Below are 23,684 nucleotides of genomic sequence, written 5' to 3' on the forward strand. Positions count from 1 at the left end.
GGCGGGGCTGCCGCCCAGGGCGGCGCTCATGGCATCGCCGCCGGCGGCGACGTCGCGCTGCAGTTCCTCGATCGCGTCGCGCACGTCCTGGCTGACGATGACCAGCTTGATCGGCAGGTGGTAGGCGCGGGCGAATTCGTTGTCGCGCTCGTCGTGGCCGGGTACGGCCATGACCGCGCCGGTGCCGTAGCCCATCAGCACGAAGTTCGCCGCCCACACCGGCACGCGCTCGCCGCTGACCGGATGCACGGCGTAGATGCCGGTGAAGACGCCCTTCTTTTCCTGGGTTTCCAGCTCCGCCTCGGCGGTGCCGCCATGGCGGCATTCCTCGATGAAGGCCGCCAGGTCGGCATTGTCTTTCGCCGCGGCCAGGGCCAGCGGGTGCTCGGCGGCGATGGAGACGAAGGTCACGCCCAGCAGCGTATCCGGCCGGGTGGTGAACACTTCCAGTTTTTCATCGCTGCCTTCGATGCCGAACGGGATCTGCAGTCCCTCGGAGCGGCCGATCCAGTTGCGCTGCATGGTCTTGACCGCATCCGGCCAGCCCGGCAGGTTGTCCAGCTCGTTGAGCAGTTCCTCGGCATAGGCGGTGATGCGCAGGAACCACTGCGGGATCTCGCGCTTCTCCACCAGCGCGCCGGAACGCCAGCCGCGGCCGTCGATGACCTGTTCGTTGGCCAGCACGGTGTGGTCCACCGGATCCCAGTTCACCACGCTCATCTTGCGGTAGACCAGGCCCTGGCGGAACAGCCGGGTGAACATCTGCTGTTCCCAGCGGTAGTAGTCCGGCTTACAGGTCGCCACTTCGCGCGACCAGTCGTAGGCGAAGCCCATGCGCTTGAGCTGGGCCTTCATGTGTTCGATATTGGCGTAGGTCCACGTCGCCGGCGCGGTGTTGTTCTTGATCGCGGCGTTCTCGGCCGGCAGGCCGAAGGCATCCCAGCCCATGGGCTGCAGCACGTTCCTGCCCTGCATGCGCTGGTAGCGGCTGATCACGTCGCCTATGGTGTAGTTGCGCACGTGGCCCATGTGCAGCGCGCCCGAGGGATAAGGCAGCATGGACAGGCAGTAATACTTGGGCTTGGAACGGTCTTCCTTCACTTCGAAGGCGCGCGTGTCGTTCCAGAATTTTTGCGCCGCGGTCTCGACCGCGCCGGGTTCATAGGTTTCGTGCATGGAGGGCAATGGCGGGCCGCACGGCTTTGCGCCGCGGGCCGGATCAGGGAAAGTCGCCGCAGACTACCGCAGCGCAGCAACCTCCGCCAAGCCTGGCCCCGCCCTACCCCTGCCTAAAGACACAGGCTAGACCGGCACCGCTGGCTATGATCGGGACTTTCATGTGCATTCTGGGGTGAAGCATGAGGTTTTCGGTTCCGTACGCTCTCCTCGGGCTGGCCATCGCCGCCGCCCTGCCCGCGCCGGCCCTGGCGGAAGTCCTGGCGGTGCAGTGCCCGGCCCTGGTCGACACCGCTGCCGGCAAGCTGGCCGGCGCCAGCACGGTGGTGATCGAAGGCAACCGCATCCGCGAGGTCCGCCCCGGCCAGGCCGCGCCGGAGGGCGCCCGGGTCATCGCCCTGCCCGCCGGCAGCACCTGCCTGCCCGGCCTGATGGACATGCACACCCACCTGACCTCGGAAACCAGCCGCGACTCGTATTCCGAAGGGTTCCGCAACAACGATGCCGACATCGCCTTCAAGGGCAGCGTGTTCGCCGAGCGCACCCTGCTCGCCGGCTTCACCACGGTGCGCGACCTGGGCGAGCGCGGCAGCGGCGTGTCCATCTCGCTGCGCAACGCGATCAACCAGGGCATGCTCAAGGGCCCGCGCATGTTCAGCGCCGGCAAGTCCATCGCCAGCACCGGCGGCCATGCGGACCCGACCAACGGCGCCCGTCGCGGCCTGCTGCCCGATCCCGGCCCCGAGGACGGCGTCGTCAACAATGTCGATGACGCGCGCAAGGCGGTGCGCCAGCATTACAAGGACGGCGCCGACCTGATCAAGATAACCGCCACCGGCGGCGTCCTCTCCTACGCCAAGAGCAGCGACAACCCGCAGTTCACGGTGGAGGAGATCCAGGCCATCGTCGCCACCGCCAAGGACTACGGCTATACCGTCGCCGCCCACGCCCACGGCAAGGAAGGCATGCGCCGCGCCATCGTCGGCGGCGTCACCTCGATCGAGCACGGCACCCACATGGATGCCGAGCTGTTCCCGCTGATGAAAAAGCACGGCACCTGGTACGTGCCGACCATCATCGCCGGCGCCTTCGTCACCGAGAAGGCGGCCGAACCCGGCTACTACCCGGAAATCGTGCGGCCCAAGGCCCTGGCCATAGGTCCCAAGATCAAGGGCACGGCCGGCGCGGCCTACAAGGCCGGGGTCAAGATCGCCTTCGGCACCGATGCCGGCGTATTCCCGCACGGTCAGAACGCGCGCGAGTTCGAGCTGATGGTCGACGCCGGCATGCCGCCCATGTTTGCCCTCCAGTCCGCCACCACCCACGCCGCCGAGCTGCTGGGCCAGAGCGCCGACCTGGGCACCCTGGAAGCCGGCAAGCTGGCCGACCTGGTCGCGGTGCCGGGCAACCCGGTCGAGGACATCAGCGTGATGAAGCGGGTGAGCTTCGTGATGAAGGATGGCGTGGTCTATCGCCAGCCGTAAACAAAGGCCTTCTCCCCAAGCGCGTTTACGCGCTTGGGGAGCGGGTTGGGTGAGGGGGCAACGCATCAGGGTGCGAGATGGCCGGAGTTTCCGGCAGAAGATCGCTTGTTTGACACTGGAGCGAAATTCAGACGCTGCGCCGGGATTTGGCGCCTCCCCCCTCTCCCCAACCCTCTCCCAGGCAAGCCTGGGGAAAGGGAGTCGGTGTTGCCGCGCGGCGCAGATCCCGAATCCCCGCCTTGAACAGGTACCCTCGCGAACCTACATCGCGACGACCTTTCAAGGAGCCCCTCATGGCCGAGTCCAGCCACGTATTCGACGCAACCCAGACCAACTTTGAGCGCGAGGTGATCCAGGCCTCGCTGCAGACCCCGGTGCTGGTGGATTTCTGGGCCGAGTGGTGCGGCCCCTGCAAGCAGCTCAAGCCGGTGCTGGAAAAGCTGGCCGACGAGTACGGCGGCGCCTTCCGCCTGGCCAAGGTCGATACCGATGCCGAGATGCAGCTGGCCTCGATCTTCGGCATCCGTTCGCTGCCGACCGTGGTGCTGCTCAAGGAAGGCCAGATGGTCGACGGCTTCATGGGCGTCGTTCCCGAAGGCCATGTCCGCGAATTCCTGGCCAAGCACGGCATCGTTCCGGGCGAGGCCGAGCCCGACGTCGAACGCATCGACACCGATGAATCTCCGGCCGAGGCGGTCAACCGCCTGCAGCAGGAAATCGCCGCCCAGCCGGACAAGCCCGAACTCAAGCTGGACCTGGCCCTGGCCCTGATGCAGGCCGGCAACGCCGCCGCGGCCGAGGCCGAGCTGGACAGCCTGCCGGCCAAGTTCGCCAGCGACGCCAAGGCCGTGCGCCTGCGCGGCCAGCTGGATTTCGCCCGCGCCCTGGAAGGCGCGCCGGCTCTGGCCGAGCTGCGCGCGCGGGTGGAGCAGGAGCCGGCCGACTTCGCCGCGCGCGACCTGCTCGGCGTGCGCCTGTTGCTGGCCGGCGACGCCGCCGCCGGCCTGGACCAGTTCCTGCACATCCTCAAGACCCAGCGCGACTGGCAGGACGGCCAGGCCAGGAAGCGCCTGATCGCCGCCTTCAACGTGCTAGACGACGCCGACCTGGTCAGCACCTACCGGCGCAAGATGGCCGCGGTGCTGTTCTGAGGCCGCCGTCTTGCGCATGACCCCGGCGCGCCTGCACCGTTTCATGAACCTGTGGCCGCCGTTCCTGTTCAGCGGCATCCGCGTACAGCACGTCGCGCCGGACTGGCGCAGCGCGCGGGTGCGGCTGAAGCTGGCCTGGTACAACCGCAATTACGTGCGCACGCATTTCGGCGGCAGCCTGTTCGCCATGACCGATCCGTTCTGGATGATCCTGGTGATGGAATGCCTGGGCCGCGACTACGTGGTCTGGGACCAGGCCGGCAGCATCGAATTCGTCGCCCCGGGGCGCGAGGACGTGTACGCGGAATTCCAGGTCGACGAAGCCGTGCTGGAGGAACTGCGCGCGGCCACCGCCGGCGGCCAGAAATACCTGCGCTGGTTCGATACCGAAGTGAAGACCGCCGGCGGCGAGCTGATCGCGCGCGTGCGCAAGCAGCTCTACGTGCGGCGCAAGCGGCGCGACGGCGCGGCCTGAACGATGCGCGCGGCGCGGCGGCAGGGCCGCAGCGGCCGCGCCGGCAGGGCTCAGTCCCGCTCTATGCCGGCGATCCGCGCCACCGCATCCACCGCCAGGCGGCAGACCTCGGCCGCGGGCAGGCGCGCGTCGATGCTCAGCGCGCCGGGCGGCGGCGGTTCCATGCGCGCCAGTACCTCACCGACCACGTCCGGCGTGCGGTCGCGGGCCAGGTGGCGGTTCCCGGCCATGTCGCGGGCGATGCGCTCGCGTGCCAGCGGCGAGGGGCAGTCCAGGAAGATGGGTACGGCGGTATAGCCGTGCTGGCGCACCACCTGGTCGACCCGGGCCAGGTCGGCCCGGCGCGAGAAGGTGCAGCCGTCGAGCACGCTGGATTCGCCCAGCATGCAGTTCACTTCCAGCGCCAGCAACAAGGCGCGGAAGGAGGCGCGCTTTTCCACGAAGCTGTAGCTGCAGCGCGGGAACATGGCGTGGCGGATCAGGTCGCGGTCGATGCGGCGGTAGTCCAGCTGGTCGGCCAGGGCGCGGGCGACCACGCTCTTGCCCGCGCCGGGCAGGCCGATCAGGGCCACGACCACGGGCTTGCCACGGCGCGCAGGCGGCGGCAGGGCGGGCGCGGAGCGGCTCTCGGGAACCGGAGTGGGCGAAAAGCTCATCCGCCCTAGCCTGCCACGCCCCGGGCGGCCTTGCCACCGGCGCGGACGCCCTGCGATATGCCGTCAACGCAACCATTCTTGTACATTGCTTCCGATAGAATGGCCGCCGCTTCCGACTTCCCTCATCAAGGCCGATGACCGCCAATCCGGGCATTCCTTTCGAAATCCCCGGTTACCGCATCATCCGCCCGCTGGGACAGGGCGGCATGGCCACGGTCTACCTGGCTCACCAGAACGCGCTGGACCGCGAAGTCGCGGTCAAGGTGCTGGGCGCCGACCGCGCGCCCAGCGAAGACCTGATCAAGCGCTTCGAGAACGAAACCCGCACCATCGCGCGGCTGGACCACCCGCACATCGTCAGTATCTACGACGTGGGCCGGGCCTCCAGCGGACACCTGTACTACACCCTGCCCTACCTGCCCAACGGCGATCTTTCCGGCCGGGCCGACACCCAGGATCCGCGCCGCGTCGCCGAAATCCTGCGCTGCCTGGCCCAGGCCCTGGGCTATGCCCACCAGCACGGCATCGTCCACCGCGACGTCAAGCCCGAGAACGTGCTGTTCGACAAGCTGGACCGGCCGCTGCTGACCGATTTCGGCATCGCCCTGGCGCGTCATTCCGACGTGCGCGTGACGCGCGAAGGCGCCACCCTGGGCTCCACCGGCTACATGAGCCCGGAGCAGGCCCGCGGCCAGGCCCTGGACGGCCGTTCCGACCTTTACAGCCTGGGCGTGATGGCCTATGAGCTGCTGACCGGCGACCTGCCCTTCCACGGCCCGGATGCACTGTCGGTGGCGCTGGCCCATGTGGAGCAGCCCGTGCCGCGGCTGCCGCCGATGCGGCGCCAGTGGCAAGGTTTCATGGACCGCTGCCTGGCCAAGGATCCGGCCCAGCGCTACCAGGATGCCGAGGAACTGCTGCAGGGCCTGGACGACGTCGAGGAAGAACTCAGCCAGCGCGAGCGCGGCAACCCGGTACAGGCCTGGCGCCGGCGCCTGGCCGAACTGCCGGCCAGCATCTGGGTGGGCATCACCGCCGTCGCCGGCACCCTGGTGCTGCTGGCCATGCTGTTCTGGCCGCGCGGTGACGAGGCGCCGGGCCGTTTCGTCACTGCCACGCCAGCCGCCGGCGCCGCCGAGCTGGCTCTGCCGGCGGCGGATCCGCCCTCGCCGGAATCCGCCGTCGAAACCATTGCCGGCCGCCTCGCCGCCGCCGCGCAGCAGTTCGCGCAGAATCGCCTGCTCGCGCCGGCCGGCGACAACGCCGCGGAGAGCTATCTCACCGTACTTGCGCTGGAACCGGCCAACAGCGCCGCCCGCGATGGCCTGGGCCGGGTCCTGACCGCCCTGGGCAACGGCCTGGACCAGGCGCTCAACGCCCGCGACGACGAAGCCCTGCGCGTGCAGTACGAGCAGGCGCGCATGCTGGCCGACCGCGGCGCCCTGCGCGACAGCAAGGTCTGGAGCGATTTCCTCGCCGCCCGCCGCAGCGCCTTCGAACACCGCCTGCAGGCCGCGGTGCAGGCCGCCTCGGCCGAGCAGGTCGGCGCGCTCAAGCCGGCGGCGGAACTGCTGGCGCAGGACCAGGCCGACCTGCTGACCGCCTGGCAGGAAGCCCTGCGCGGCCTGGCCCAGGCGGAAACGCCCAAATCCAGCGAGGCCGAGCCGGCTCTGGTACTGGTGCCGGCCGAGGTCGACGGCCACCGCCTGGACCATGCCTTCGAGATCGGCCGCACCGAAGTGACCCGGGCCGAATACGCCCGCTTCGTGCGCGCCACCAATCGCCCGGCCTCGCGCTGCCGCGAGCCGCTGCGGCCGCTGTCGCGGCTGAAGAAGCTGGAATGGCGCGACCCGGATTTCGCCCAGGACGAGGACGAGCCCGTGGTCTGCGTCAGCTGGCTGGACGCGAACGCCTATGCGCGCTGGCTCAGCAGCCAGACCGGCGCGACCTACCGCCTGCCCACCGAAACCGAATGGCAGCACGCCGCCGCCAGCCTGCAGCGCGGCGGCGTGTGCGAACAGGGCAATGTGGCCGATGCCAGCATGGGTTCGCGCTGGACCCTGGCCAGCCGGCACAAATGCAGCGACGGCCGCGCACATACCTCGCCGGTGGCGCGCTACAAGCCCAGCGCGCTGGGCATCTACGACCTGGTCGGCAATGCCAGCGAATGGACCCTGAGCTGCGACAAGCCCGGTTCGCTGGAACGCCTGCTGCAATCCAGCGCCTGCGACGAGCGCGTATTCCGCGGCACCTCCTGGCGCGACGGCCCCGACGACACCGCCAGCAGCCGCCGCGGCGCCGGCAGCACCGACACCGGCTATACCACCGTCGGCTTCCGCCTGCTGCGCGAACTGGAGCCGGCCCGCGCCGCCGCGGCCGCCCACTGATGCCGCGCCTGCACCTGCGCCGCTATCTGATCACCGGCGTGCTCACGGCGGTGCCGCTGCTCATTACCATCATGGTGTTCCGCTTCATCGCCTCGCTGCTGGCGGAATTCGGCTCGCCGCTGATCGCCGCGGTGTTCGCCGGACTGGAGCCGCTGTTCCCGGGCCTGCGCACGCTGCTGCAGGAATCCTGGCTGATCAACAGCATCGGCTTCGTCGCCACCTTGCTGCTGCTGTACCTGATCGGCCTGGTCGCCAACCGCGTGCTGGGCCAGCGCCTGCTGGCCGCGTTCGATGCGCTGATGGAACGCATACCGCTGGTGCAGTCGATCTACGGCGGCACCAAGAAGCTGATGGGCATGCTGCAGAGCAAGCCCAGCGGCACTCAGCGCGTGGTGCTGATCGGCTTTCCTTCGCCGGGCCTGAAATCCATCGGCTTCGTCACGCGCGTGTTTGAAGCCGCCGACGGCACGCCGCTGGCCGCGGTCTACGTGCCCACCACGCCTAACCCGACCGGCGGCTATCTGGAGATCGTACCGATGGACCAGCTCATCGCCACCGACTGGAGCGTGGACCAGGCCATGGCCTTCGTGCTGTCGGTGGGCGCGGTAGCGCCGGATGCGGCGTTCCCCGCGCTGACGCCGCGGCCCGGGCCGCCGGGCTGAGCCCGCCACTGCCTGGGCGCAGGCTACAATCACGTTCTTTTCGACCCCAGCCTGCCCGACCATGAGCCACGCCGTAGTCTCCGAACTGATCGACCTGCTGGCGCTGGAGCGCCTGGAAGACAACCTGTTCCGCGGCCAGAGCCGCGACATAGGCACCAAGTACGTGTTCGGCGGCCAGGTACTGGGCCAGGCCCTGTCGGCGGCGCAGAAGACGGTCGACGAGCCGCGCAACGCCCACTCGCTGCATGCCTATTTCCTGCGCGCCGGCGACATAGACGCGCCCATTGTCTACTCGGTGGAACGCACTCGCGACGGCAGCAGCTTCTCGGTGCGCCGGGTGGTGGCGATCCAGCACGGCCAGCCCATCTTCACCTGCTCGGTCAGCTTCCAGATCGAGGAGGAAGGCGTGGAACACCAGCTGTCCATGCCCGAGGTGCCCAAGCCCGAGGACCTGGCCGCGCCCGCGCCGATTCCGCCGGAACAGCTGGAGAACGTGCCGGTCAAGCTGCAGCGCTGGCTGGGCATGAAGGGGCCGTTCGAATTCCGCCACGTCTATCCGCGCGACGAATTCAATCCGCCCAAGCGGCCGCCGTACCAGCAGGTCTGGTTCCGCCTCACCGACGCCGTGCCGGATTCGCCGGAGCTGCACCGCACCCTGCTCGCCTACGCCTCGGACTTCCACCTCGTGGGCACCGCCACCTTCCCGCACGGCATTTCCTATTTCCAGCCCAAGGTGCAGATGGCCAGCCTGGACCACGCGCTGTGGTTCCACCGCCCCTTCCGCGTCGACGACTGGCTGCTCTACAGCTGCGACAGCCCCACCGCGCAGAATGCCCGCGGCCTGGCCCGCGGCCTGATCTACGACCGCCACGGCGTGCTGGTCGCCAGCACCGCCCAGGAAGGCCTGATCCGCCTGACCCGCTGACCCCGCCGCTACTGCTACGCGCCACCGCGCGGCTACACTGCCCCCATGAGACAGATCTACACCTCGCTGCGCCAGGAAAACATCGACCGCGTGACCGCGCTGATGGACGAGCACAGCATAGAAACCACGATCACCAACCGCAGCAATTACAAGGGCGGCGACTGGAAGAAATTCAGCTATACCAACCGCCCCGACGCCAGCACCTGGCCCCAGGTCTGGGTGGTCAACGCCAACGACCAGACCCGCGCGCGCGAACTGCTGCGCGAAGCCGGCATAGAACCGCCGGTGCGCTACGCCGACGAACTGGCCGCGGCCACGCGCGAGCCGCTGACCGGCACCGCGCGCCACCGCGCCGTCGCCAGCCGCATGCGCATGGTCGCGCTGAGCCTGGTCGCCGTCGCCGCGGTGCTGCTGTCGCTGCGCAGCTGCGCCGTCTCCCGGGAACAGGTGCCGCCGCAACAGCCGCAGCGCCAGGTCGTCCCGGTCACCACGCATTGAGGAAGGCCTGAATCCGTGTCCACGGCGCGGCTCCTGTGCCCTTCCTCTCGGCTCCGCAGCCTCGCCGGACGCAGGCTGCAAAAGCCTGTGGCCGCGCGCTTGATGCAGGCGGACTGCGGCAATCCAATCCGGATTCCGGCGTGTGCGGGGATTCCCTGAGCCATGTGGCAGCTGGGCGAACCCTGGTGGGAGCTGTTGCTGCGCGGCAGCGTGGTCTATCTGGTGCTGTTCCTGCTGTTCCGCCTCAGCGGCAAGCGCCAGGTCGGCCAGCTGACTCCGTTCGACCTGCTGCTGTTGCTGATCATCTCCAACGCGGTGCAGAACGCCATGGTCGGCAGCGACAGCTCGCTGCCCGGCGGCCTGCTGGTCGCCGTGGTGCTGCTGGCCTGGAACTTCGCGCTGAGCTGGCTGGCCAGCCGCAGCCGCAAGGCCGAGGTATTGCTCGAAGGCCGCCCCGAAGTGCTGATCCACGACGGCCGCATCTACACCGAGGTGCTGCGGCGCAATCACCTGTCGCTGGACGATCTCAACGCCGCGCTGCGCCGCCAGGGCATCTTCCATCCCGACGACGTGGCCTTTGCCGTGCTGGAGACCAACGGCGGCATTTCGGTGCAGGCGCGGCAAAAGGCGTGATGGGCGGCGTCCGCACCCGGGTAGAATCAGCTCCGACCGGCGCCGGGAATCGCGCATGAAATCCGATGTGGTCCGCCTGTTCCAGACCCTGCCCCACGATTGCGGCTATTTTTCCGGCCGCATCGCGCAGAACCTGGTCATAGACCCCAGCGCACCGCACCTGGATGCGGTCTATGGCCTGGCCCTGAGCCGCGGCTTCCGCCGCGCCGGCGGCCACGTCTACCACCCGCACTGCAGCGGCTGCCGCGCCTGCGTGCCCTGCCGCGTCGTCGTCGACGCCTTCACGCCCGACCGCAGCCAGCGCCGCTGCCGCGCACGCAACGCCGATCTGGAACTGCGCCTGCAGCCGGCGCGCTACAGCGAGGAATATTTCGAGCTGTACCAGCGCTACCTCGGCGGCCGGCACAAGGGCGGCGGCATGGATTCGCCGCAGCAGGAAGACTTCAGCCGCTTTCTGTACACCGAGTGGAGCCCCACCCGCTTTCTCGAAATCCGCCGCAATGGCCGCCTGCTCGCCGTGGCCGTGATCGACATCTGCGCCCAGGGCCTTTCCGCCGTCTACACCTTCTACGACCCGGCCGAAACCGCCCGCGGCCTGGGCACCTTCGCCGTGCTGTCCCAGCTGGACTGGGCCGCGCGCGAAGGACTGCCGCACGTATACCTGGGCTACTGGATCGACGGCCATCCCAAGATGGACTACAAGCGCCGCTTCCAGCCGCTGGAAGTGTTGTTGCAGGGAAACTGGGTGGCGTTTGCGGGCGCGTAGACCGGCGTCGGCGGCATTGCATCGGCGACGGTCGACGATGCCGTAGACCGCCACGAGCGCCGCCGTCACGGCAATCGCACCTGGATCGAAGCTGCTGTCGTCGCGGCGGCATCGTCCAGCCTCTTTCGATGCGCGGCAGTCGTTTTTGCCGCGACCGCGGATCATTCCAGGTCAACGAGCTCGACAGGCAACGTAGGCCCCGGTGTGCCGTGGCCGGAGATCGTTGCGACTGCAGGCGGTGGGCTTTTTTTCCCGATCCCGCCGAATACGCCCCGGCGCACCATGGCCGGACATCGTTGCGACGCTGTCGGACGGCGCAGAGCACGCCGCTCGCGCACGGCCTGAGCGCGGCCTCATCCCCGCGGTTTGTTCGCTTGCCTTCTCCGCCGGCGTTTTCCTGCGCAACCACTTCGATTCCAACCAGGAAAAACCACCATGTACCGACAGTCCCTCGCCGCCTGCGCCGCCCTGCTGCTCGCCGGCGCCAGCGCCAATGCCCAGACCACCCCTGCCAAGGAAACCACTGCCGTGAACTGCAAAGGCCCGTTCAAAGCCCTGCTCGAAGCCAGCCACACCAACCGCCGCGGCGTGACCCTGTTCCTCAACGGCCAGACCGTCTCCGGCATCGTCGCCGCCTGCAACGACGACGGCAGCATAGAACTGACCGCCCAGCAGTACAGCCGCATCATCGTGCTGGCCGACCGCATCGACGGCGCGGCGATGTGAGGAGCGGCGATTCGGGATTCGGGATTCGGGATTCGGGATTCGGGATTCGGGATTCGGGATTCGGGATTCGGGATTCGGGATTCGGGATTCGGGATTCGGGATTCGCAGGGAGCGTGGGGCGGAATCCGAGGTTTCTGGCAAGTGAAATTTGCCGGATTTCTTCAAGAAAAAGCAGAAAGCTCCCTCTCCCCCAAGCCCGCTTGGGGGAGAGGGCTGGGGTGAGGGGGGGCAACGACCAACGCGCCCCACCCTTTGGATTTTCGCCAAAATCTTCAACACGCGAAGCGCTGGCGAAAACCGGAACTCCTCGCGACCGACGCGCCGCCCCCTCACCCGACCCTCTCCCCCAAGCGCGCAAACGCGCTTGGGGGAGAGGGCTTTTCCCGGCCGGAATCGAGGATTCGAGTCTCCGATGCCGGCGGATCCGGAACGTCGGATCCGCAGCGCCAAACCTCGAATCACAATCTACAACTTCGATCACAAGCCTCGAACCTCAAACCTCAAACCTCAAACCTCAAACCTCAAACCTCACACCTCACACCTCGAACCTCAAACCCGAACCTCGGATCCCGAACTCCGAACCCAGAATGCCGAACTCCGAACCTCGAATCCCGAACCCTAATCCTGACTCCTATCCGCCACCGCAAACCCAATCCCATGGTCGCTATGTACCGACATCACCAGCCGGATCATGGCGTGGGGCACCATGATTTCCAGTTCGCTGGGCAGGCCGCGTTCGTTCTTGCCGGTCAGGGTCATGCCGAACAGCGGGCCGGAGGTATCGACTTCGGCGCAGACGATGTGTGCGCCGCCAGGGCCGTCCACGAGGTAGGGCTTGACCGGGTCGCCCAGCGCTTCCAGCGCCTGCGGGAAAAAGAAAACGGCGTACGAGGTTTCGCTCACGGCGGGGCTCCGGTGGGATCGGCGGCGTAGGGATAGAGTTCGTCCAGCCGGCGCGACAGGCCATCGTCGCCGACCACGCGCGCGTGCCAGCGGCGCAGCTGGCGCGGTTCGCGCACGCCGCAGGCATGGGCGATGATGCCGACTTCGTACATCAGGTTGCTGGCGTAGTGGGCCACGCGCTCGGCCTTGTCGCTGACCACAAGGCCGCGCTGCAGGCGCGCATCGTGCGTGGTAATGCCGGTGGGACAGGTATTGCGGTTGCACTGCAGCGCCTGGATGCAGCCCAGCGCGAACATGAAGCCGCGCGCCGAATTGACGAAATCCGCGCCCATGGCCAGGGCCCAGGCCACTTCGTAGGGCGTGATGCACTTGCCCGAGCAGACGACACGGATGCGTTCACGCAGGCCAGCCCGGGTCAAGGTATCGACCAGCCGCGGCAAGGCTTCGCGCAGCGGCAGGCCGACGCCGTCCATCAGCGACTGCGGCGCCGCCCCCGTGCCGCCTTCGGAGCCATCGACGACGATGAAATCCGGCGCACTGGGCAGGCCGCGGCGGTGTACTTCCTGGCAAAGTTCAGCAATCCAGTCCAGGTCGCCCAGCGGCGCCTTGAAGCCAGTGGGTTTGCCGGTGACGTCACGGATGTGGCCGATCATGTCCAGCAGCTCGCCCACACTGTCCACTTCCGGATGCCGGTTCGGGCTGATCGAATCCGTGCCCACGGGAATGCCGCGGATCGCGGCGATCTCCGGCGTGACCTTGGCCCCGGGCAGCACGCCGCCCTTGCCCGGCTTGGCGCCCTGGCCCAGCTTGAGGTTGAACATCTTCACCTGCGGATGCGCCGCGATCGCGCGCAGCTTGTCGTCGTCCAGGCCGCCGCTGTCGGTTCGCACGCCGTACTTGGCCGTGCCGATCTCGAACACGATGGTGCAGCCGCCCTCCAGGTGATACGGCGACAGGCCGCCTTCGCCGGTATCCAGCCAGATGCCGGCCTTCTGCGCGCCGCGCGCGAGTGCGCGCACCGCCGGCGCGGAGATCGCACCGAAGCTCATCGCCGAGATATTGAAGAAGGCCGCATGCGCATACGGTTCGCGCGCGTAGGGACCTATCAGCAGCGGCTGCGCCGCGACGGCGTCCTCGTCCAGGGTCGGAAACGCGGTGTTGATGAAGAACACCGTGCCTTCGGGACGCAGGTCGCGGGTGGAGCCGAAGGCGCGGGTGTTGTCGATGTTCTTGGCCGCGCGGTAGACCCAGGTGCGCTGGGCGCGGTTGAACGGCAGTTCCTCGCGGTCCATGGCAAAGAAGTACTGGCGGAAGAACTCGCCGAGGTGTTCGAACCAGTAGCGGAAGCGGCCTATGACCGGGTAATTGCGCAGCACGGCGCTGCGCGTCTGGTTGCGGTCGACGATGAAGAACACCAGCGTCGCCAGCACCACCGAGCCGACCACGAACAGAAACAGCGCCGCCATCAGCTCTATGGTGCCGATGACCCAGCCGGCAAGATTCGCTTGCATAGATGCGGGCTCCTTGCAGTAGGGGCCGATGCTAGTGTCATGCCCCGCAAATAGCCATCGGGCAATTCCTGCGTCTTGCTCGGGAACGGATGCTTGCCGCCGGCGACAGCGGCGGCGGTTGCATGAGCGAATTCCTGCGCCCACGCCGCGTCGCTTGCGCAGAAGATCCGGCGGAAGAAGAACGGACACCCATTTTTTCAATCCGGCGATCGCGGGTCGATCTGCGGACATCCGGCGACCACCCACCGCCACGACTGCGCGGCCCCGCATGGACCGCGCTCATCCGCTGCGTTCCGGCGCCGCATCAATCCAGCTGCACGGAAATCTTTTCCGCCGCAGCACAGGCCTTGGCCCGCGCCGCGTCGATGCTTTGCGCGCGCGCCAGCGTCACCGCCATGCGCCGGCGCCCGCTGACGGCGGGCTTGCCGAACAGGCGCAGCTGGGTGTCGGGTTCGGCCAGGGCCTCGGCCACGCCGTGATAGCGCGGCGCGCGGCCTTCGCCTTCGACCAGCACGGCGCAGGAGGCCGAAGGGCCAAGCTGGCGGATCTGCGGCACCGGCAGGCCGAGGATAGCGCGCACGTGCAGGGCGAACTGCGACAGCTCCTGGCTGATCAGCGTGACCAGGCCGGTGTCGTGCGGGCGCGGGCTCACTTCAGAGAAGATCACCTCGTCGCCGCGCACGAACAGCTCCACGCCGAACACGCCCCAGCCGCCGAGGTTTTCCGTCACCGCACGGGCGATGTCCTCGGCGCGGCGCAGGGCCGCCGCGGACATGGGCTGGGGCTGCCAGGATTCGCGGTAGTCGCCGTCGATCTGCAGATGGCCTATGGGCGCGCAGAATGCGGTGCCATCGCGGTGGCGCACCGTGAGAAGGGTGATCTCGTAGTCGAAGGCGACGAAGCCCTCGACGATGACGCGGCCCTGGCCGGCGCGGCCGCCGCGCTGGGCGTAGTCCCAGGCCGCGGCGATATCCGCTTCGCTGCGGATCACGCTCTGTCCCTTGCCCGAGGAACTCATTACCGGCTTGATCACGCAGGGCAGGCCCAGCGCGGCGACGGCGGCGCGGTATTCGGCCTCGGTATCGCAGAAGCGGTACGGCGACGTCGGCAGCTGCAGGGTTTCCGCGGCCAGGCGGCGTATGCCTTCGCGGTCCATGGTCAGCCAGGCCGCGCGCGCGGTCGGGATCACGCGCAGGCCGGCCTGCTCCAGCTCGACCAGGGTCGGCGTGTGTATGGCCTCGATCTCGGGCACGACCAGGTCGGGCTGTTCCAGCGCGATCACGCGGCGCAGTTCGTCCGCATCGAGCATGTTGATCACGTGGCTGCGATGCGCTACCTGCATGGCCGGCGCGTCGGCATAGCGGTCCACCGCGATCACCTCGACCGCATAGCGCTGGGCCTCGATCGCCACTTCCTTGCCAAGCTCACCCGAGCCCAGCAGCAACAGGCGCAGCGCGCCGGGCGAATGCGGTGTGCCAAAGGGCTTCATACGGAATCTCCTGAACAAAGCCGGCAATTGTAAGGGGAACTTCGGTGCCCGGCTTTGGCACAATGCTGCGGCCCGCGCCCGGCCGGCGGCGTTTCACCGCCGCACAAGCCCGCCTGTGGCGCCATAGCCGCTCATCTGTAGAGGACCGCCCCCGCCCATGCGCCGTTTCCTGCTCGCCTGCCTGCTGCTCGCCGCCACCACCGCCCAGGCCGCGGTGCAAGACACCTGGATGAGCGTGACCCTGGAAGGCCGCAAGATCGGCCATCTGCACAACCGCCGCGAAGCCACGCCGGACAGGGTGACGACGACCCAGGAAATGAGCATGAGCATAGAGCGCGCCGGCATCAGCATCGCGCTGGAAGTCAGCGAGACCCACGAGGAAACCGCCGCCGGCGAGCCGCTGGGCTTCCGCACGCGCTCGCGCATGTCCGGCGTGGAATCGACCTCGGTCGGCCGCGTCGCCGGCGGCCGGATCGAGGTCACCAGCAGCGTCGGCGGCATCAGCCAGAACAAGACCCTGGCCTGGCCCGCGGGCGCGCTGTTCAGCGAGGGCCTGCGCCTGGATGCACTCAGGCACGGGCTCAAGCCCGGCACGCGCTATGAGAGCCTCGCCTTCCAGGCGCTCAATCTCGATGCCTTTCCCCTGAGCACCACGATACTGCCGCCTGAGCGCGTCTATCTTCCCGAGGGCCGGCGCGAACTGGTGCGGGTGGAACACGAGCTGGCCCTGCCCGGCCTGCCGCTCAAAAGCACGGACTGGATCGACAAAGATCTCAATGTGAAAAAAGTAGTGATGTCGCAGCTGGGCCTCAAACTCGAAGTGCTGGCCTGCGACGAAGCCTGCGCCAGGGCGCCCAACCAGTCCGGCGACAGTCTCTCGCAGGCCCTGCTGCAGGCACCGCGCAGCCTGGAGCGCGAATCCTTCGCCGCGCCGCTGCGCTATCGCCTGAGCCCGCGCGACCGCAGCCGCGCGCTGCAGATCCCGGCCACCGACGAACAGACCGTGCAGCGCGAGGGCGACAGCGTGCTGCTGACCGTGATTCCCGAAGCACGCAGCAACGGCACGGAGAAACCCGCACCGGCCGACACCCAGCCCAACGACTGGCTGCAGTCCGGCGCCAGCGAGATCGTGCGCCTGGCCAACGAAGCCTCGCCCGGCGAAGGCAAGAGCGATGCCGAACGCATGCGCGAGCTGGAGAAGTTCGTGTTCGGCTACATCGACAAGAAAAGCCTGAACGTGGGCTACGCTTCCGCACTGGAGACCGCGCGCACGCGCCAGGGCGACTGCACCGAACACGCCCTGCTGCTGGCCGCACTGGGCCGCGCCCGCGGCATTCCCACCCGGGTTGCCACCGGCCTGGCCTATATCGAGCAATTCGGCGGCGCCGAGCGCGTGTTCGTGCCGCATGCCTGGGCCCAGGCCTGGATCGACGGCCGCTGGCAGAGCTACGACGCCGCACTGGGCCGCTTCGACAGCAGCCATATCACGCTGGGCGTGGGCGACGGCGATCCCTGGCGCTTCTATGCCGGCGTGGGCACGCTGGGCAATCTGACGCTGGAAAAGGTCGAGGCCGCACGGGCCAACTGATGCGGCCGTTTCCCGCCACCGTGCTGCTGGCGCCGCTGCTGGGCGCGGCGGCGGCACGCGCCGCTGTGGTGCCGCAGATCGCCGGCCTGCTGCGCGATGCGCGCCTGGACGAGGTCAGCGGCCTGGCCGTGTCCCAGCGCGACAGCGCGCGGCTGTGGCTGCACAACGATTCGGGCAACCGCGCCGAGGTGTTCGCCGTGGATACGAAGGGCGCGCTGCTGGCGCGCGTGCTGATCGCCGGGATCAAGCCGCTGGACTGGGAAGACATGTCCTCGTTCACGCTCGACGGCAAGCCCTATCTGCTGATCGCCGACACCGGCGACAACGGCGCGGTGCGCAAATCCAGCGAACTGATCGTGATCGAGGAACCGTCGTTCCGCGCCGCCGCCGCGCCGCAGGAACTGCAGGCTGCGCCGGCCTGGCGCATCCGCTTCCGCTACGCCGACGCGCCACACGATGTCGAAGCCGTGACCGTGGACGCCGCAGCGAAGCGCGTGCTGCTGCTGACCAAGCGCACCGATCCGCCGCAGCTGTGGTCGCTACCGCTGCGGCCGGCCGGCGACGCCGAACAGGTGGCGCAGCACCTGGGCGACCTGGCCGTTTCCGGCGAAGCCGTGCCGGCGGCGGCGTTCCAGCGCCGTCTGCAACCGGGCCGCCCCACCGGCTTTGCCATCAGCCGCGACGGGCGCAGCGCGGTGGTGCTGACCTATGCCTCGGTCTGGCGCTACACGCGGGCGGCGGCGGAATCCTGGGAACAGGCGCTGGCGCGCAAGCCGCAGGTGTTTCCGTTCGGCCTGCTGGCGCAGGCCGAAGCGGTCGCGGTTTCCTACGATGGCGCAGCGATCTATCTCAGCGGCGAACGCTGGCCGGCGCCGCTGTTGCGCATCGACATTGCGCCGCCTTGAAACGTCCGGTGCGTACGGGGCCATGTACTCGGGCCGGCAATCGCGCCGCCTGAAACGCATGGCATGCGAGGCATCGCGCCCGGGCCGACAACCGCACCGGCTGAAACGCGCGGTGCACCGGTGCCGCGCTCAGGCCAGCAGCCGCGCCAGTTCGCTGTCCTGGCCCAGCAGCTGCTGCGCCAGCGCGCGGCCGCACAATGCGCCGAGGATATTGCCGGTGCCGTTGTAGGCGCCGGTCACGCAGAGCTGCGGCTGCAGCCGGCCGAAGCACGGCAAACCCGTGCGGGTGAAGGCGACCGGCGCCGACCAGCGGTGAGTCACCGCGGCCGTGACGCCCAGTTTTCCATCAAGCAACGTGTGCAGATGTTCCTGCACCGGCGCCGATACGCCGTGGAGCTGCCATTCCGCGTCGCCGCCGATATCGCGGCCGCCGCCGAGCACGAGGCGGCCGTCGCCCAGTTGCTGCCAGTAGTCGTGGCCGTCGCGGTAGTACACCGGCCGCGGCAGCGTGCACTGCGGCGCCGGCGCCGTGGCCAGCATCTGCAGCCGCGCCGAACGCACCTGGCCGGCGAGCTGCGGCAGCAGTGTTTCCAGGCCACCGTCGACGGCGACCAGCACCTGCTGCGCGTGCACGCGGCCCTGCGGCGTCTGCACCTGCCCCTGCTCCAAGGCCAGCACCGGACTGGCGCCGTAGAGTTCCGCCCCGCCCGCCTGCAGCCGCCGCGCCAGCGCGCCCCAGCGCAGACCGGGATCGAATACGCCGTCGTCGGGAATCAGCACGCCGCGGCCTTCGGCACCGACATAGGGATGGGCAGGCAGCCCGTCGTCCTGCATGACGTCGATCTGGCGCGCGCAGTCGGCTTCCTCGGCGGCATCGGCGGCGATGCGCAGCGAGCCGGTGCGGCGGCAGCTGGGGTCGCCGCCGGCGAACTGGCGGTCCAGCTCGCGCCGGGTCAGCGCGTACAGGCCCAGCGCGCGCTCGCGGCCGAAGCGGGCGACGGCGTGGTGGTGGAACTGGGCCAGGCCGGCCAGCAGGAAGCCGCCATTGGCCCCTGCCGCGGCGGCGGCGATGCGGCCCGCGTCCAGGCCGATCACGGCCACGCCGGCCTCGCGCAGCACCTCGATCGCACTGAGGCCGCTGCCGCCCAGGCCGATCACGCAGACCTCGGTGCGCCGCTCGCCCAATAGCGGCGGCAGATCCAGGTCGCGCCCGTCGCGCCAGAGCGAATCCTCGACGATTGCCTGCACCTGTCTGTCTCCACGGCCGGGGGCGCGCAGTATCCGCCAGCGCGGCGTTGCGGCAAGCGCGGGCGGGACCGCCTAGGCAATCTGATATCAGATTGATATATTCAAGCCTCAACCACGGAGCGCCGCCATGAACGAAGTCCCTGCCCGGTCCCTGCCCGGAATTCCCTTCCTGCTCGTGCTCATTCTCGGTTACCTGCTGGCCGGCTACCTGTTCATCGGCGGCGCGACCGAGCGTAACGCAGCGGGTCCGGCGGCCGGGCTGATCCTGTTCTTCCTGCTCAGCTTCCTCAGCAAGGGCTTTTTCCAGGTGCAGCCCAACCAGGGCAAGGTCATGCAGCTGTTCGGCCGCTATGCCGGCACCGTCCGCGACGAGGGCCTGCGCTGGACCAACCCGTTCTATGCCAAGCGCACGGTCTCGCTGCGCGTGCGCAACTTTGAATCCTCGCGCCTGAAGGTCAACGACAACGACGGCAACCCCATCGAGATCGCCGCCGTGGTGGTATGGCAGGTGGTGGACACGGCCGAGGCCACGTTCCAGGTCGAGGACTACGAGAATTTCGTGCAGATCCAGTCCGAAGCCGCGCTGCGCCAGATGGCCACCAGCTATCCCTACGATTCGCACGATTCCGGCGCGCCCAGCCTGCGCAGCCATGGCAAAGAAGTGAACCAGCACCTGCGCGACGAGATCCAGGAACGCCTGGGCAAGGCCGGCGTGGACGTGGTCGAGGCGCGCATCACCCATCTGGCCTACGCGCAGGAAATCGCCCAGGCCATGCTGCAGCGGCAGCAGGCCGGCGCCATCATCGCGGCGCGTGCACGCATCGTCGAAGGCGCGGTCAGCATGGTGGAGATGGCGCTGGAGCAGCTCAGCCTGCGCGGCGTGGTCGCGTTGGACGAGGAGCGCAAGGCGGCGATGGTGTCCAACCTGCTGGTCGTGCTCTGCGGCGAACGCTCCACCCAGCCGGTGGTGAACACCGGCACCCTGCACCACTGATCGCCGTGAGCGAAAAAAGCGACAAGAAGGCCTATCCGCTGCGCATCAACGCGGCGGTGCTCGCGGCGATGCAGAGCTGGGCCGACGACGAACTGCGCTCGCTCAACGCGCAGATCGAATACGTGCTGCGCGAGGCGCTGCGCAGGAACGGCCGCCTGCCGCGCGCGGCGGCCAGACCCGACGAGGAGGAAGGCGCATGAAGCCGCGTCCCGGCACTGCCCTGGCCCTGGTGCCGCCGCCGCGCCTGGCGCGGATCTGGCTGTTCGTGCTCGCCTTCGCCGTGCCGTTGCTGATCGCCGGCATCGCCCTGGGCATGGTCACGGCGCGCGCGCCGCAGCAGGGCGCCCGCATGCCGCTGGCGGCGTTCGCGCTGAGCGTGGCGATCATGCTGGCGGTGTGGTTCATCACGGCGCGCCTGCTCAATCGCCAGGCGGCCAACCTGGCCGGCGGCGTCCTGGAGATCACCGGCGCGCTGCACCGGCGGCGCATCGCCCTGGCGGAGCTGGACCTGGCCCGGGCCCGCGTGGTCGATCTGGCCGAGCGCAGCGAGCTGCGCCCGCGCCTGAAACTGTTCGGCATGGGCCTGCCCGGCTTCCGCAGCGGCTGGTTCCTGCTGGGCAACGGCCGCCGCGGCTTCGTCTGCATGACCAGCGGCGCGCGCGTGCTGTGGATTCCCACGCGCAAGGGCTACGACCTGCTGCTGGAAGTGCAGCAGCCGCAGGCGGCGCTGGAACAGTTGCGCGGGCAGGCCTGAGCATGCCGGCGGAAACCGCGGCCGGCGGAACCGGAAACCGGCTGGCCGGGCGCGAACGCCTTTCCCGTTGCGCAGATCCCCGCCTGCCGCGGCCGGTTCGCCGCCGCGGTCCCCAGGGCAGCGGCCGGTCGCGCGACCGCAGGCACGCTACCATCCCCGCATGAGCCCGCGCCGCAACGCCGCACCGCCGACCACGCCTCCGCCTGACCTGCAACCGCCCGTCCGCGCCGACACGGCACTGCGCGCGCAACTGCGCCAGCGCGCACGCGAACTGGGCATCCCGGCCGACTACGGCCGCCAGCGCCGGCTCGCCCAGGTGCGCGAACCGCGCGAACTCGCCTTCGTCGGCTACGACATCCACCAGCGCCCGCAGTGGCTGGCACCGCGCGCCGCGCGCGCCTGGCTGCGCCTGCGCCACGCCGCCGCGCTGGGCCAGGTGGAATTGCAGCTGGTCTCGGCCTTCCGCTCGGTCGAGTACCAGGTCGGCCTGATCGAACGCAAGCTGGCACGCGGACAAGCCATGGCGCAGATACTCCAAGTCAGCGCCGCGCCGGGCTACAGCGAACACCATTCCGGCCGCGCGCTGGATCTGACCACGCCGGGCTTCGCTGCACTGGAAGAGGAATTCGAACACTCGCCGGCTTTCCGCTGGCTGCAGCACAACGCGGCGGACTACGGCTTCCGGCTGTCGTTCCCGCGCGGCAATCCGCACGGCATCGCCTACGAGCCCTGGCACTGGTGCTGGCACGCGGCGCCGCGCGCGTAGGCCGGATGCGGCGCGCCACGCCGGTTTCGCGGCTGCGGCGCAGGATCTGTTCGTAGCCGCTACTGCGGCAGCGGCCAGCACGGCATTGCCCGCCACGGACAGCGCGGGCTCGCGCGGGATCGGTCTTGCGCACGAATTCCGCCGCACGTCGGATCATGCAACGGCGTCGCCGCGGAACGCGCGGCCTCAGGCGCCGCCGAACACCTGCTCGATCTCCGGCACGAACTCTGCGTAACCGCGCCAGCGCGCCACCGAACTCGCATACACCGCCTGGCGCGCCTGCCATACGCTGGCGGTGGCGATGGCATCGCGCGGTGCGTCGGCGCTGCGTGCGGGCTTGTCGCCGGCCGGTGCCGCGGCGGGCGGCGCGGGCAGGCCGAGGAAGGTGTACAGCCGGGTCATGTTGGCCGCGGTGTTGCTGACCAGGCTTTCGTAGTCCAGCTCCAGCACGCGCAGCGGCAGCACCTTGCGCCAGTGCTCCATCAGCGTCTGGTAGCCGCGCGCATAGGAGGCGATGTCGGCGAAATCGTAGGCCCAGTTCATGTCGTCGTGGGCGAAATGCTGGCCCCACAGCGATAGCGCGGTGTCGCGCACGTCGCGCCGGCAATGGATGATGCGCGCGTTGGGAAACATCGCCGCGATCAAGCCGAGATGGCGGAAATTCAGCGGGTTCTTGTCGATGTAGCAGCGCACCGGCGCATCGTCCTGGCGCAGCTGGGCGCGGTAGACGTGCGAGGCCGTGGTCAGCGCGCCGGCGCTGGGCGCGGGGCCCAGCTTGGCGGCCAGCGCGGAGATCCAGTTCAACTCGCTGCGGTTGCACACCTCGGGATGACGCGCGAGCTGGCTGGCGACCAGGGTCGTGCCCGAGCGCGGCAGGCCGACGATGAACACCGGCACCAGGCGCTCGTCCACCGGCACCGGCAGCGGCACGCGCGTGCGCAGCTGCATCTCGACGAAGCGCTGCCAGCCGCGCGCATCCCACGGAAACAGGGCGCGGCACTGTGCATTGGCCTTGCGCAGCACCTGGGTGGACTGGCGCCGCTCGCCCAGGTCGTCCAGCGCCTTGCCCAGGCCGAAGGCGGCGCAGAGATAGGCGCTTTCGCCCAGATCGCCGCGCTGCTGCGCTTCCTGCAGCAGCTGCAGATCGGGATCGTCGGCGCGGGTGAATTTGTGCGTGTAGGCCAGCCGCAGCCAGGCGGCCGCCATGCGCGGATCCAGCTCCACCGCCAGGCGCAGACGCCGCCGCGCGGAACCGAAGCGGCCCAGCGCCAGCGAGATCTCGCCGGTCATGGCCAGCAGCTCCGCATCGCGCGGGTTGGCATCGAGCACGCTCTGCGAGATTTCCTCGGCCTCGGCGTGACGCTGGCATTCCTGCAGGAAATGCAGGGTGCGCGCATCGCCCATGCGCGTGCGCGGATGGCGTTTCCACAGCGCCAGCACGGATTCGCAGGCGGCCTTGAGGCGGCCCTGTTCGCGCAGCATGAAGGCCAGCGCCAGCGGCGCGTCGGCGTGGCTGGGTTCGGCCGCGATCACCTCGCGGAACATCTGCTCGGCCTCGCGCATATGGCCGCTCAGGCGCAGCGCGACGCCGTAGAGATAGCGCAGCGTGGTCGCCGTCGCCCAGCGGTTCAGTCCCGCCTCCAGCAGCAGCCCGGCGGGCACGGCATGGCCGCTGCGCAGCAGATCCTCGGCGCTCTGTATCCACTGCTGGATGCCGGCCTTGCCGGCGTCCAGCCGGCCCAGGAACTGCTGCAGGGCCGGCCCCACCTGGCCCAGGCTTATGCCTCGCCGGAAGTCACCCATGGCGACGGCATACTGTTCGGAACTCAAACTCATGCGGAATCAACTGCGGCAACGGCTGCGCCCGGCGCAACCCGAACGCGCATTATCGTCGCGGCGACTGTATGTACAAGTCGGGATTCGGGATTCGGGATTGGCAAGAGCCGCTGACGGCAGGCACTTGCTATTTCCCGGATCCGTGAGCGCC

22 protein-coding genes and 1 pseudogene are annotated in these 23,684 nt (G+C 69.0%); 16 read left to right on the forward strand and 7 right to left on the reverse strand.

From position 1 onward, the window contains the following. Positions 1-98: 98 nt before the first annotated feature. Positions 99-1,176 (reverse strand): annotated as a pseudogene (gene leuS / locus NM961_RS24170) (leucine--tRNA ligase); the annotation flags it as partial. 182 nt (positions 1,177-1,358) lie between these two features. On the opposite strand from leuS, the gene NM961_RS11320 reads away from it, so the two are divergent. From NM961_RS11320 to NM961_RS11330, 3 genes are all read left to right on the forward strand, one after another. Continuing rightward, positions 1,359-2,660, forward strand: coding sequence for a metal-dependent hydrolase family protein (locus NM961_RS11320; RefSeq protein WP_255914443.1), 1,302 nt, complete (start codon positions 1,359-1,361; stop codon positions 2,658-2,660). 293 nt (positions 2,661-2,953) lie between these two features. After that, positions 2,954-3,811: a thioredoxin gene (trxA, locus tag NM961_RS11325; protein ID WP_439334206.1), complete on the forward strand. Its 858-nt coding sequence runs from the start codon at positions 2,954-2,956 to the stop codon at positions 3,809-3,811. 16 nt (positions 3,812-3,827) lie between these two features. After that, positions 3,828-4,286: a DUF4442 domain-containing protein gene (locus NM961_RS11330; RefSeq protein ID WP_255914447.1), complete on the forward strand. Its 459-nt coding sequence runs from the start codon at positions 3,828-3,830 to the stop codon at positions 4,284-4,286. Between the two features lie 50 nt (positions 4,287-4,336). Here the strand turns inward: NM961_RS11330 and NM961_RS11335 are convergent, their stop codons facing one another. Next, the gene (locus tag NM961_RS11335) at positions 4,337-4,942 is read right to left on the reverse strand and encodes a P-loop nucleotide/nucleoside kinase family protein (protein WP_255914449.1); all 606 of its coding nucleotides are present in this window, start codon (positions 4,940-4,942) and stop codon (positions 4,337-4,339) included. Between the two features lie 134 nt (positions 4,943-5,076). On the opposite strand from NM961_RS11335, the gene NM961_RS11340 reads away from it, so the two are divergent. The 7 genes from NM961_RS11340 to NM961_RS11370 all read left to right on the forward strand — a co-directional run bounded on the left by NM961_RS11340 (position 5,077) and on the right by NM961_RS11370 (position 11,539). Then, complete coding sequence (locus NM961_RS11340) at positions 5,077-7,329, forward strand: bifunctional serine/threonine-protein kinase/formylglycine-generating enzyme family protein (RefSeq protein WP_305119132.1); 2,253 nt, start codon at positions 5,077-5,079, stop codon at positions 7,327-7,329. Further along, on the forward strand, positions 7,329-7,991 hold the full coding sequence (locus NM961_RS11345) for a DUF502 domain-containing protein (RefSeq protein WP_255914451.1): 663 nt from the start codon (positions 7,329-7,331) through the stop codon (positions 7,989-7,991). Before NM961_RS11340 ends, NM961_RS11345 begins: the two co-directional genes overlap by 1 nt. Positions 7,992-8,052: 61 nt before the next feature. Continuing rightward, positions 8,053-8,916 (forward strand): acyl-CoA thioesterase II, encoded by an 864-nt coding sequence (gene tesB, locus NM961_RS11350; protein ID WP_255914453.1) that lies wholly within the window; start codon positions 8,053-8,055, stop codon positions 8,914-8,916. A gap of 45 nt (positions 8,917-8,961) precedes the next feature. Beyond that, complete coding sequence (locus NM961_RS11355) at positions 8,962-9,414, forward strand: hypothetical protein (protein WP_255914455.1); 453 nt, start codon at positions 8,962-8,964, stop codon at positions 9,412-9,414. A 162-nt stretch (positions 9,415-9,576) separates the two neighbouring features. Continuing rightward, positions 9,577-10,047 (forward strand): DUF421 domain-containing protein, encoded by a 471-nt coding sequence (locus NM961_RS11360; protein ID WP_255914456.1) that lies wholly within the window; start codon positions 9,577-9,579, stop codon positions 10,045-10,047. Next, positions 9,938-10,813: an arginyltransferase gene (locus NM961_RS11365; protein ID WP_439334211.1), complete on the forward strand. Its 876-nt coding sequence runs from the start codon at positions 9,938-9,940 to the stop codon at positions 10,811-10,813. Before NM961_RS11360 ends, NM961_RS11365 begins: the two co-directional genes overlap by 110 nt. Positions 10,814-11,248: 435 nt before the next feature. Next, entirely contained in the window at positions 11,249-11,539 is a 291-nt protein-coding gene (locus NM961_RS11370) for a hypothetical protein (RefSeq protein WP_255914457.1), read from the forward strand. Positions 11,540-12,157: 618 nt separating this feature from the next. On the opposite strand, the gene NM961_RS11375 is transcribed toward NM961_RS11370, so the two are convergent. From NM961_RS11375 to purT, 3 genes are all read right to left on the reverse strand, one after another. Next, positions 12,158-12,442, reverse strand: a complete 285-nt coding sequence (locus NM961_RS11375; RefSeq protein ID WP_255914459.1) for a hypothetical protein — start codon at positions 12,440-12,442, stop codon at positions 12,158-12,160. Then, a complete protein-coding gene (locus NM961_RS11380) occupies positions 12,439-13,953 on the reverse strand; it encodes an FMN-binding glutamate synthase family protein (RefSeq protein ID WP_255914461.1) in 1,515 nt (504 codons plus the stop codon). The genes NM961_RS11375 and NM961_RS11380 overlap by 4 nt, the downstream gene beginning before the upstream one ends. Positions 13,954-14,257: 304 nt before the next feature. Beyond that, positions 14,258-15,442: a formate-dependent phosphoribosylglycinamide formyltransferase gene (gene purT / locus NM961_RS11385; protein ID WP_255914465.1), complete on the reverse strand. Its 1,185-nt coding sequence runs from the start codon at positions 15,440-15,442 to the stop codon at positions 14,258-14,260. 157 nt (positions 15,443-15,599) lie between these two features. Between purT and NM961_RS11390 the strand changes: the two genes are divergently transcribed. Next, the gene (locus NM961_RS11390) at positions 15,600-17,030 is read left to right on the forward strand and encodes a transglutaminase-like domain-containing protein (RefSeq protein WP_255914467.1); all 1,431 of its coding nucleotides are present in this window, start codon (positions 15,600-15,602) and stop codon (positions 17,028-17,030) included. Continuing rightward, positions 17,030-17,935, forward strand: a complete 906-nt coding sequence (locus NM961_RS11395) for a hypothetical protein (RefSeq protein WP_255914468.1) — start codon at positions 17,030-17,032, stop codon at positions 17,933-17,935. The genes NM961_RS11390 and NM961_RS11395 overlap by 1 nt, the downstream gene beginning before the upstream one ends. A 129-nt stretch (positions 17,936-18,064) precedes the next feature. Here the strand turns inward: NM961_RS11395 and NM961_RS11400 are convergent, their stop codons facing one another. Next, positions 18,065-19,183 carry an NAD(P)/FAD-dependent oxidoreductase gene (locus NM961_RS11400; protein ID WP_255914469.1) on the reverse strand — a complete coding sequence of 373 codons (1,119 nt, stop codon included), beginning with the start codon at positions 19,181-19,183 and terminating at the stop codon, positions 18,065-18,067. Between the two features lie 127 nt (positions 19,184-19,310). Between NM961_RS11400 and NM961_RS11405 the strand changes: the two genes are divergently transcribed. The 4 genes from NM961_RS11405 to NM961_RS11420 all read left to right on the forward strand — a co-directional run bounded on the left by NM961_RS11405 (position 19,311) and on the right by NM961_RS11420 (position 21,697). Then, a complete protein-coding gene (locus tag NM961_RS11405; RefSeq protein WP_255914471.1) occupies positions 19,311-20,177 on the forward strand; it encodes an SPFH domain-containing protein in 867 nt (288 codons plus the stop codon). Between the two features lie 5 nt (positions 20,178-20,182). Continuing rightward, positions 20,183-20,377, forward strand: a complete 195-nt coding sequence (locus tag NM961_RS11410; protein ID WP_255914472.1) for a type II toxin-antitoxin system antitoxin — start codon at positions 20,183-20,185, stop codon at positions 20,375-20,377. Further along, complete coding sequence (locus NM961_RS11415; RefSeq protein WP_255914474.1) at positions 20,374-20,931, forward strand: PH domain-containing protein; 558 nt, start codon at positions 20,374-20,376, stop codon at positions 20,929-20,931. The genes NM961_RS11410 and NM961_RS11415 overlap by 4 nt, the downstream gene beginning before the upstream one ends. A 160-nt stretch (positions 20,932-21,091) precedes the next feature. After that, positions 21,092-21,697 carry a M15 family metallopeptidase gene (locus NM961_RS11420; RefSeq protein WP_255914476.1) on the forward strand — a complete coding sequence of 202 codons (606 nt, stop codon included), beginning with the start codon at positions 21,092-21,094 and terminating at the stop codon, positions 21,695-21,697. A 186-nt stretch (positions 21,698-21,883) separates the two neighbouring features. On the opposite strand, the gene NM961_RS11425 is transcribed toward NM961_RS11420, so the two are convergent. Beyond that, positions 21,884-23,533: a tetratricopeptide repeat-containing sulfotransferase family protein gene (locus tag NM961_RS11425; protein ID WP_255914477.1), complete on the reverse strand. Its 1,650-nt coding sequence runs from the start codon at positions 23,531-23,533 to the stop codon at positions 21,884-21,886. Between the last annotated feature and the right edge of the window lie 151 nt (positions 23,534-23,684).

This window comes from Tahibacter harae, assembly GCF_024437735.1.
Classification (GTDB): Bacteria; Pseudomonadota; Gammaproteobacteria; order Xanthomonadales; family Rhodanobacteraceae; genus Tahibacter; species Tahibacter harae.

Excerpts from the sequence above, each read along its gene's own strand:
- NM961_RS11340 (WP_305119132.1), top strand. The coding sequence starts at position 5,077 with ATGACCGCCAATCCGGGCATTCCTTTCGAAATCCCCGGTTACCGCATC.
- NM961_RS11425 (WP_255914477.1), bottom strand. The coding sequence starts at position 23,533 with ATGAGTTTGAGTTCCGAACAGTATGCCGTCGCCATGGGTGACTTCCGG.
- NM961_RS11355 (WP_255914455.1), top strand. The coding sequence starts at position 8,962 with ATGAGACAGATCTACACCTCGCTGCGCCAGGAAAACATCGACCGCGTG.
- NM961_RS11390 (WP_255914467.1), top strand. The coding sequence starts at position 15,600 with ATGCGCCGTTTCCTGCTCGCCTGCCTGCTGCTCGCCGCCACCACCGCC.
- NM961_RS11330 (WP_255914447.1), top strand. The coding sequence starts at position 3,828 with ATGACCCCGGCGCGCCTGCACCGTTTCATGAACCTGTGGCCGCCGTTC.
- purT (WP_255914465.1), bottom strand. The coding sequence starts at position 15,442 with ATGAAGCCCTTTGGCACACCGCATTCGCCCGGCGCGCTGCGCCTGTTG.
- NM961_RS11320 (WP_255914443.1), top strand. The coding sequence starts at position 1,359 with ATGAGGTTTTCGGTTCCGTACGCTCTCCTCGGGCTGGCCATCGCCGCC.
- NM961_RS11405 (WP_255914471.1), top strand. The coding sequence starts at position 19,311 with ATGAACGAAGTCCCTGCCCGGTCCCTGCCCGGAATTCCCTTCCTGCTC.
- NM961_RS11415 (WP_255914474.1), top strand. The coding sequence starts at position 20,374 with ATGAAGCCGCGTCCCGGCACTGCCCTGGCCCTGGTGCCGCCGCCGCGC.
- NM961_RS11420 (WP_255914476.1), top strand. The coding sequence starts at position 21,092 with ATGAGCCCGCGCCGCAACGCCGCACCGCCGACCACGCCTCCGCCTGAC.
- NM961_RS11370 (WP_255914457.1), top strand. The coding sequence starts at position 11,249 with ATGTACCGACAGTCCCTCGCCGCCTGCGCCGCCCTGCTGCTCGCCGGC.
- trxA (WP_439334206.1), top strand. The coding sequence starts at position 2,954 with ATGGCCGAGTCCAGCCACGTATTCGACGCAACCCAGACCAACTTTGAG.
- NM961_RS11345 (WP_255914451.1), top strand. The coding sequence starts at position 7,329 with ATGCCGCGCCTGCACCTGCGCCGCTATCTGATCACCGGCGTGCTCACG.
- NM961_RS11395 (WP_255914468.1), top strand. The coding sequence starts at position 17,030 with ATGCGGCCGTTTCCCGCCACCGTGCTGCTGGCGCCGCTGCTGGGCGCG.
- NM961_RS11335 (WP_255914449.1), bottom strand. The coding sequence starts at position 4,942 with ATGAGCTTTTCGCCCACTCCGGTTCCCGAGAGCCGCTCCGCGCCCGCC.
- tesB (WP_255914453.1), top strand. The coding sequence starts at position 8,053 with ATGAGCCACGCCGTAGTCTCCGAACTGATCGACCTGCTGGCGCTGGAG.
- NM961_RS11380 (WP_255914461.1), bottom strand. The coding sequence starts at position 13,953 with ATGCAAGCGAATCTTGCCGGCTGGGTCATCGGCACCATAGAGCTGATG.
- NM961_RS11360 (WP_255914456.1), top strand. The coding sequence starts at position 9,577 with ATGTGGCAGCTGGGCGAACCCTGGTGGGAGCTGTTGCTGCGCGGCAGC.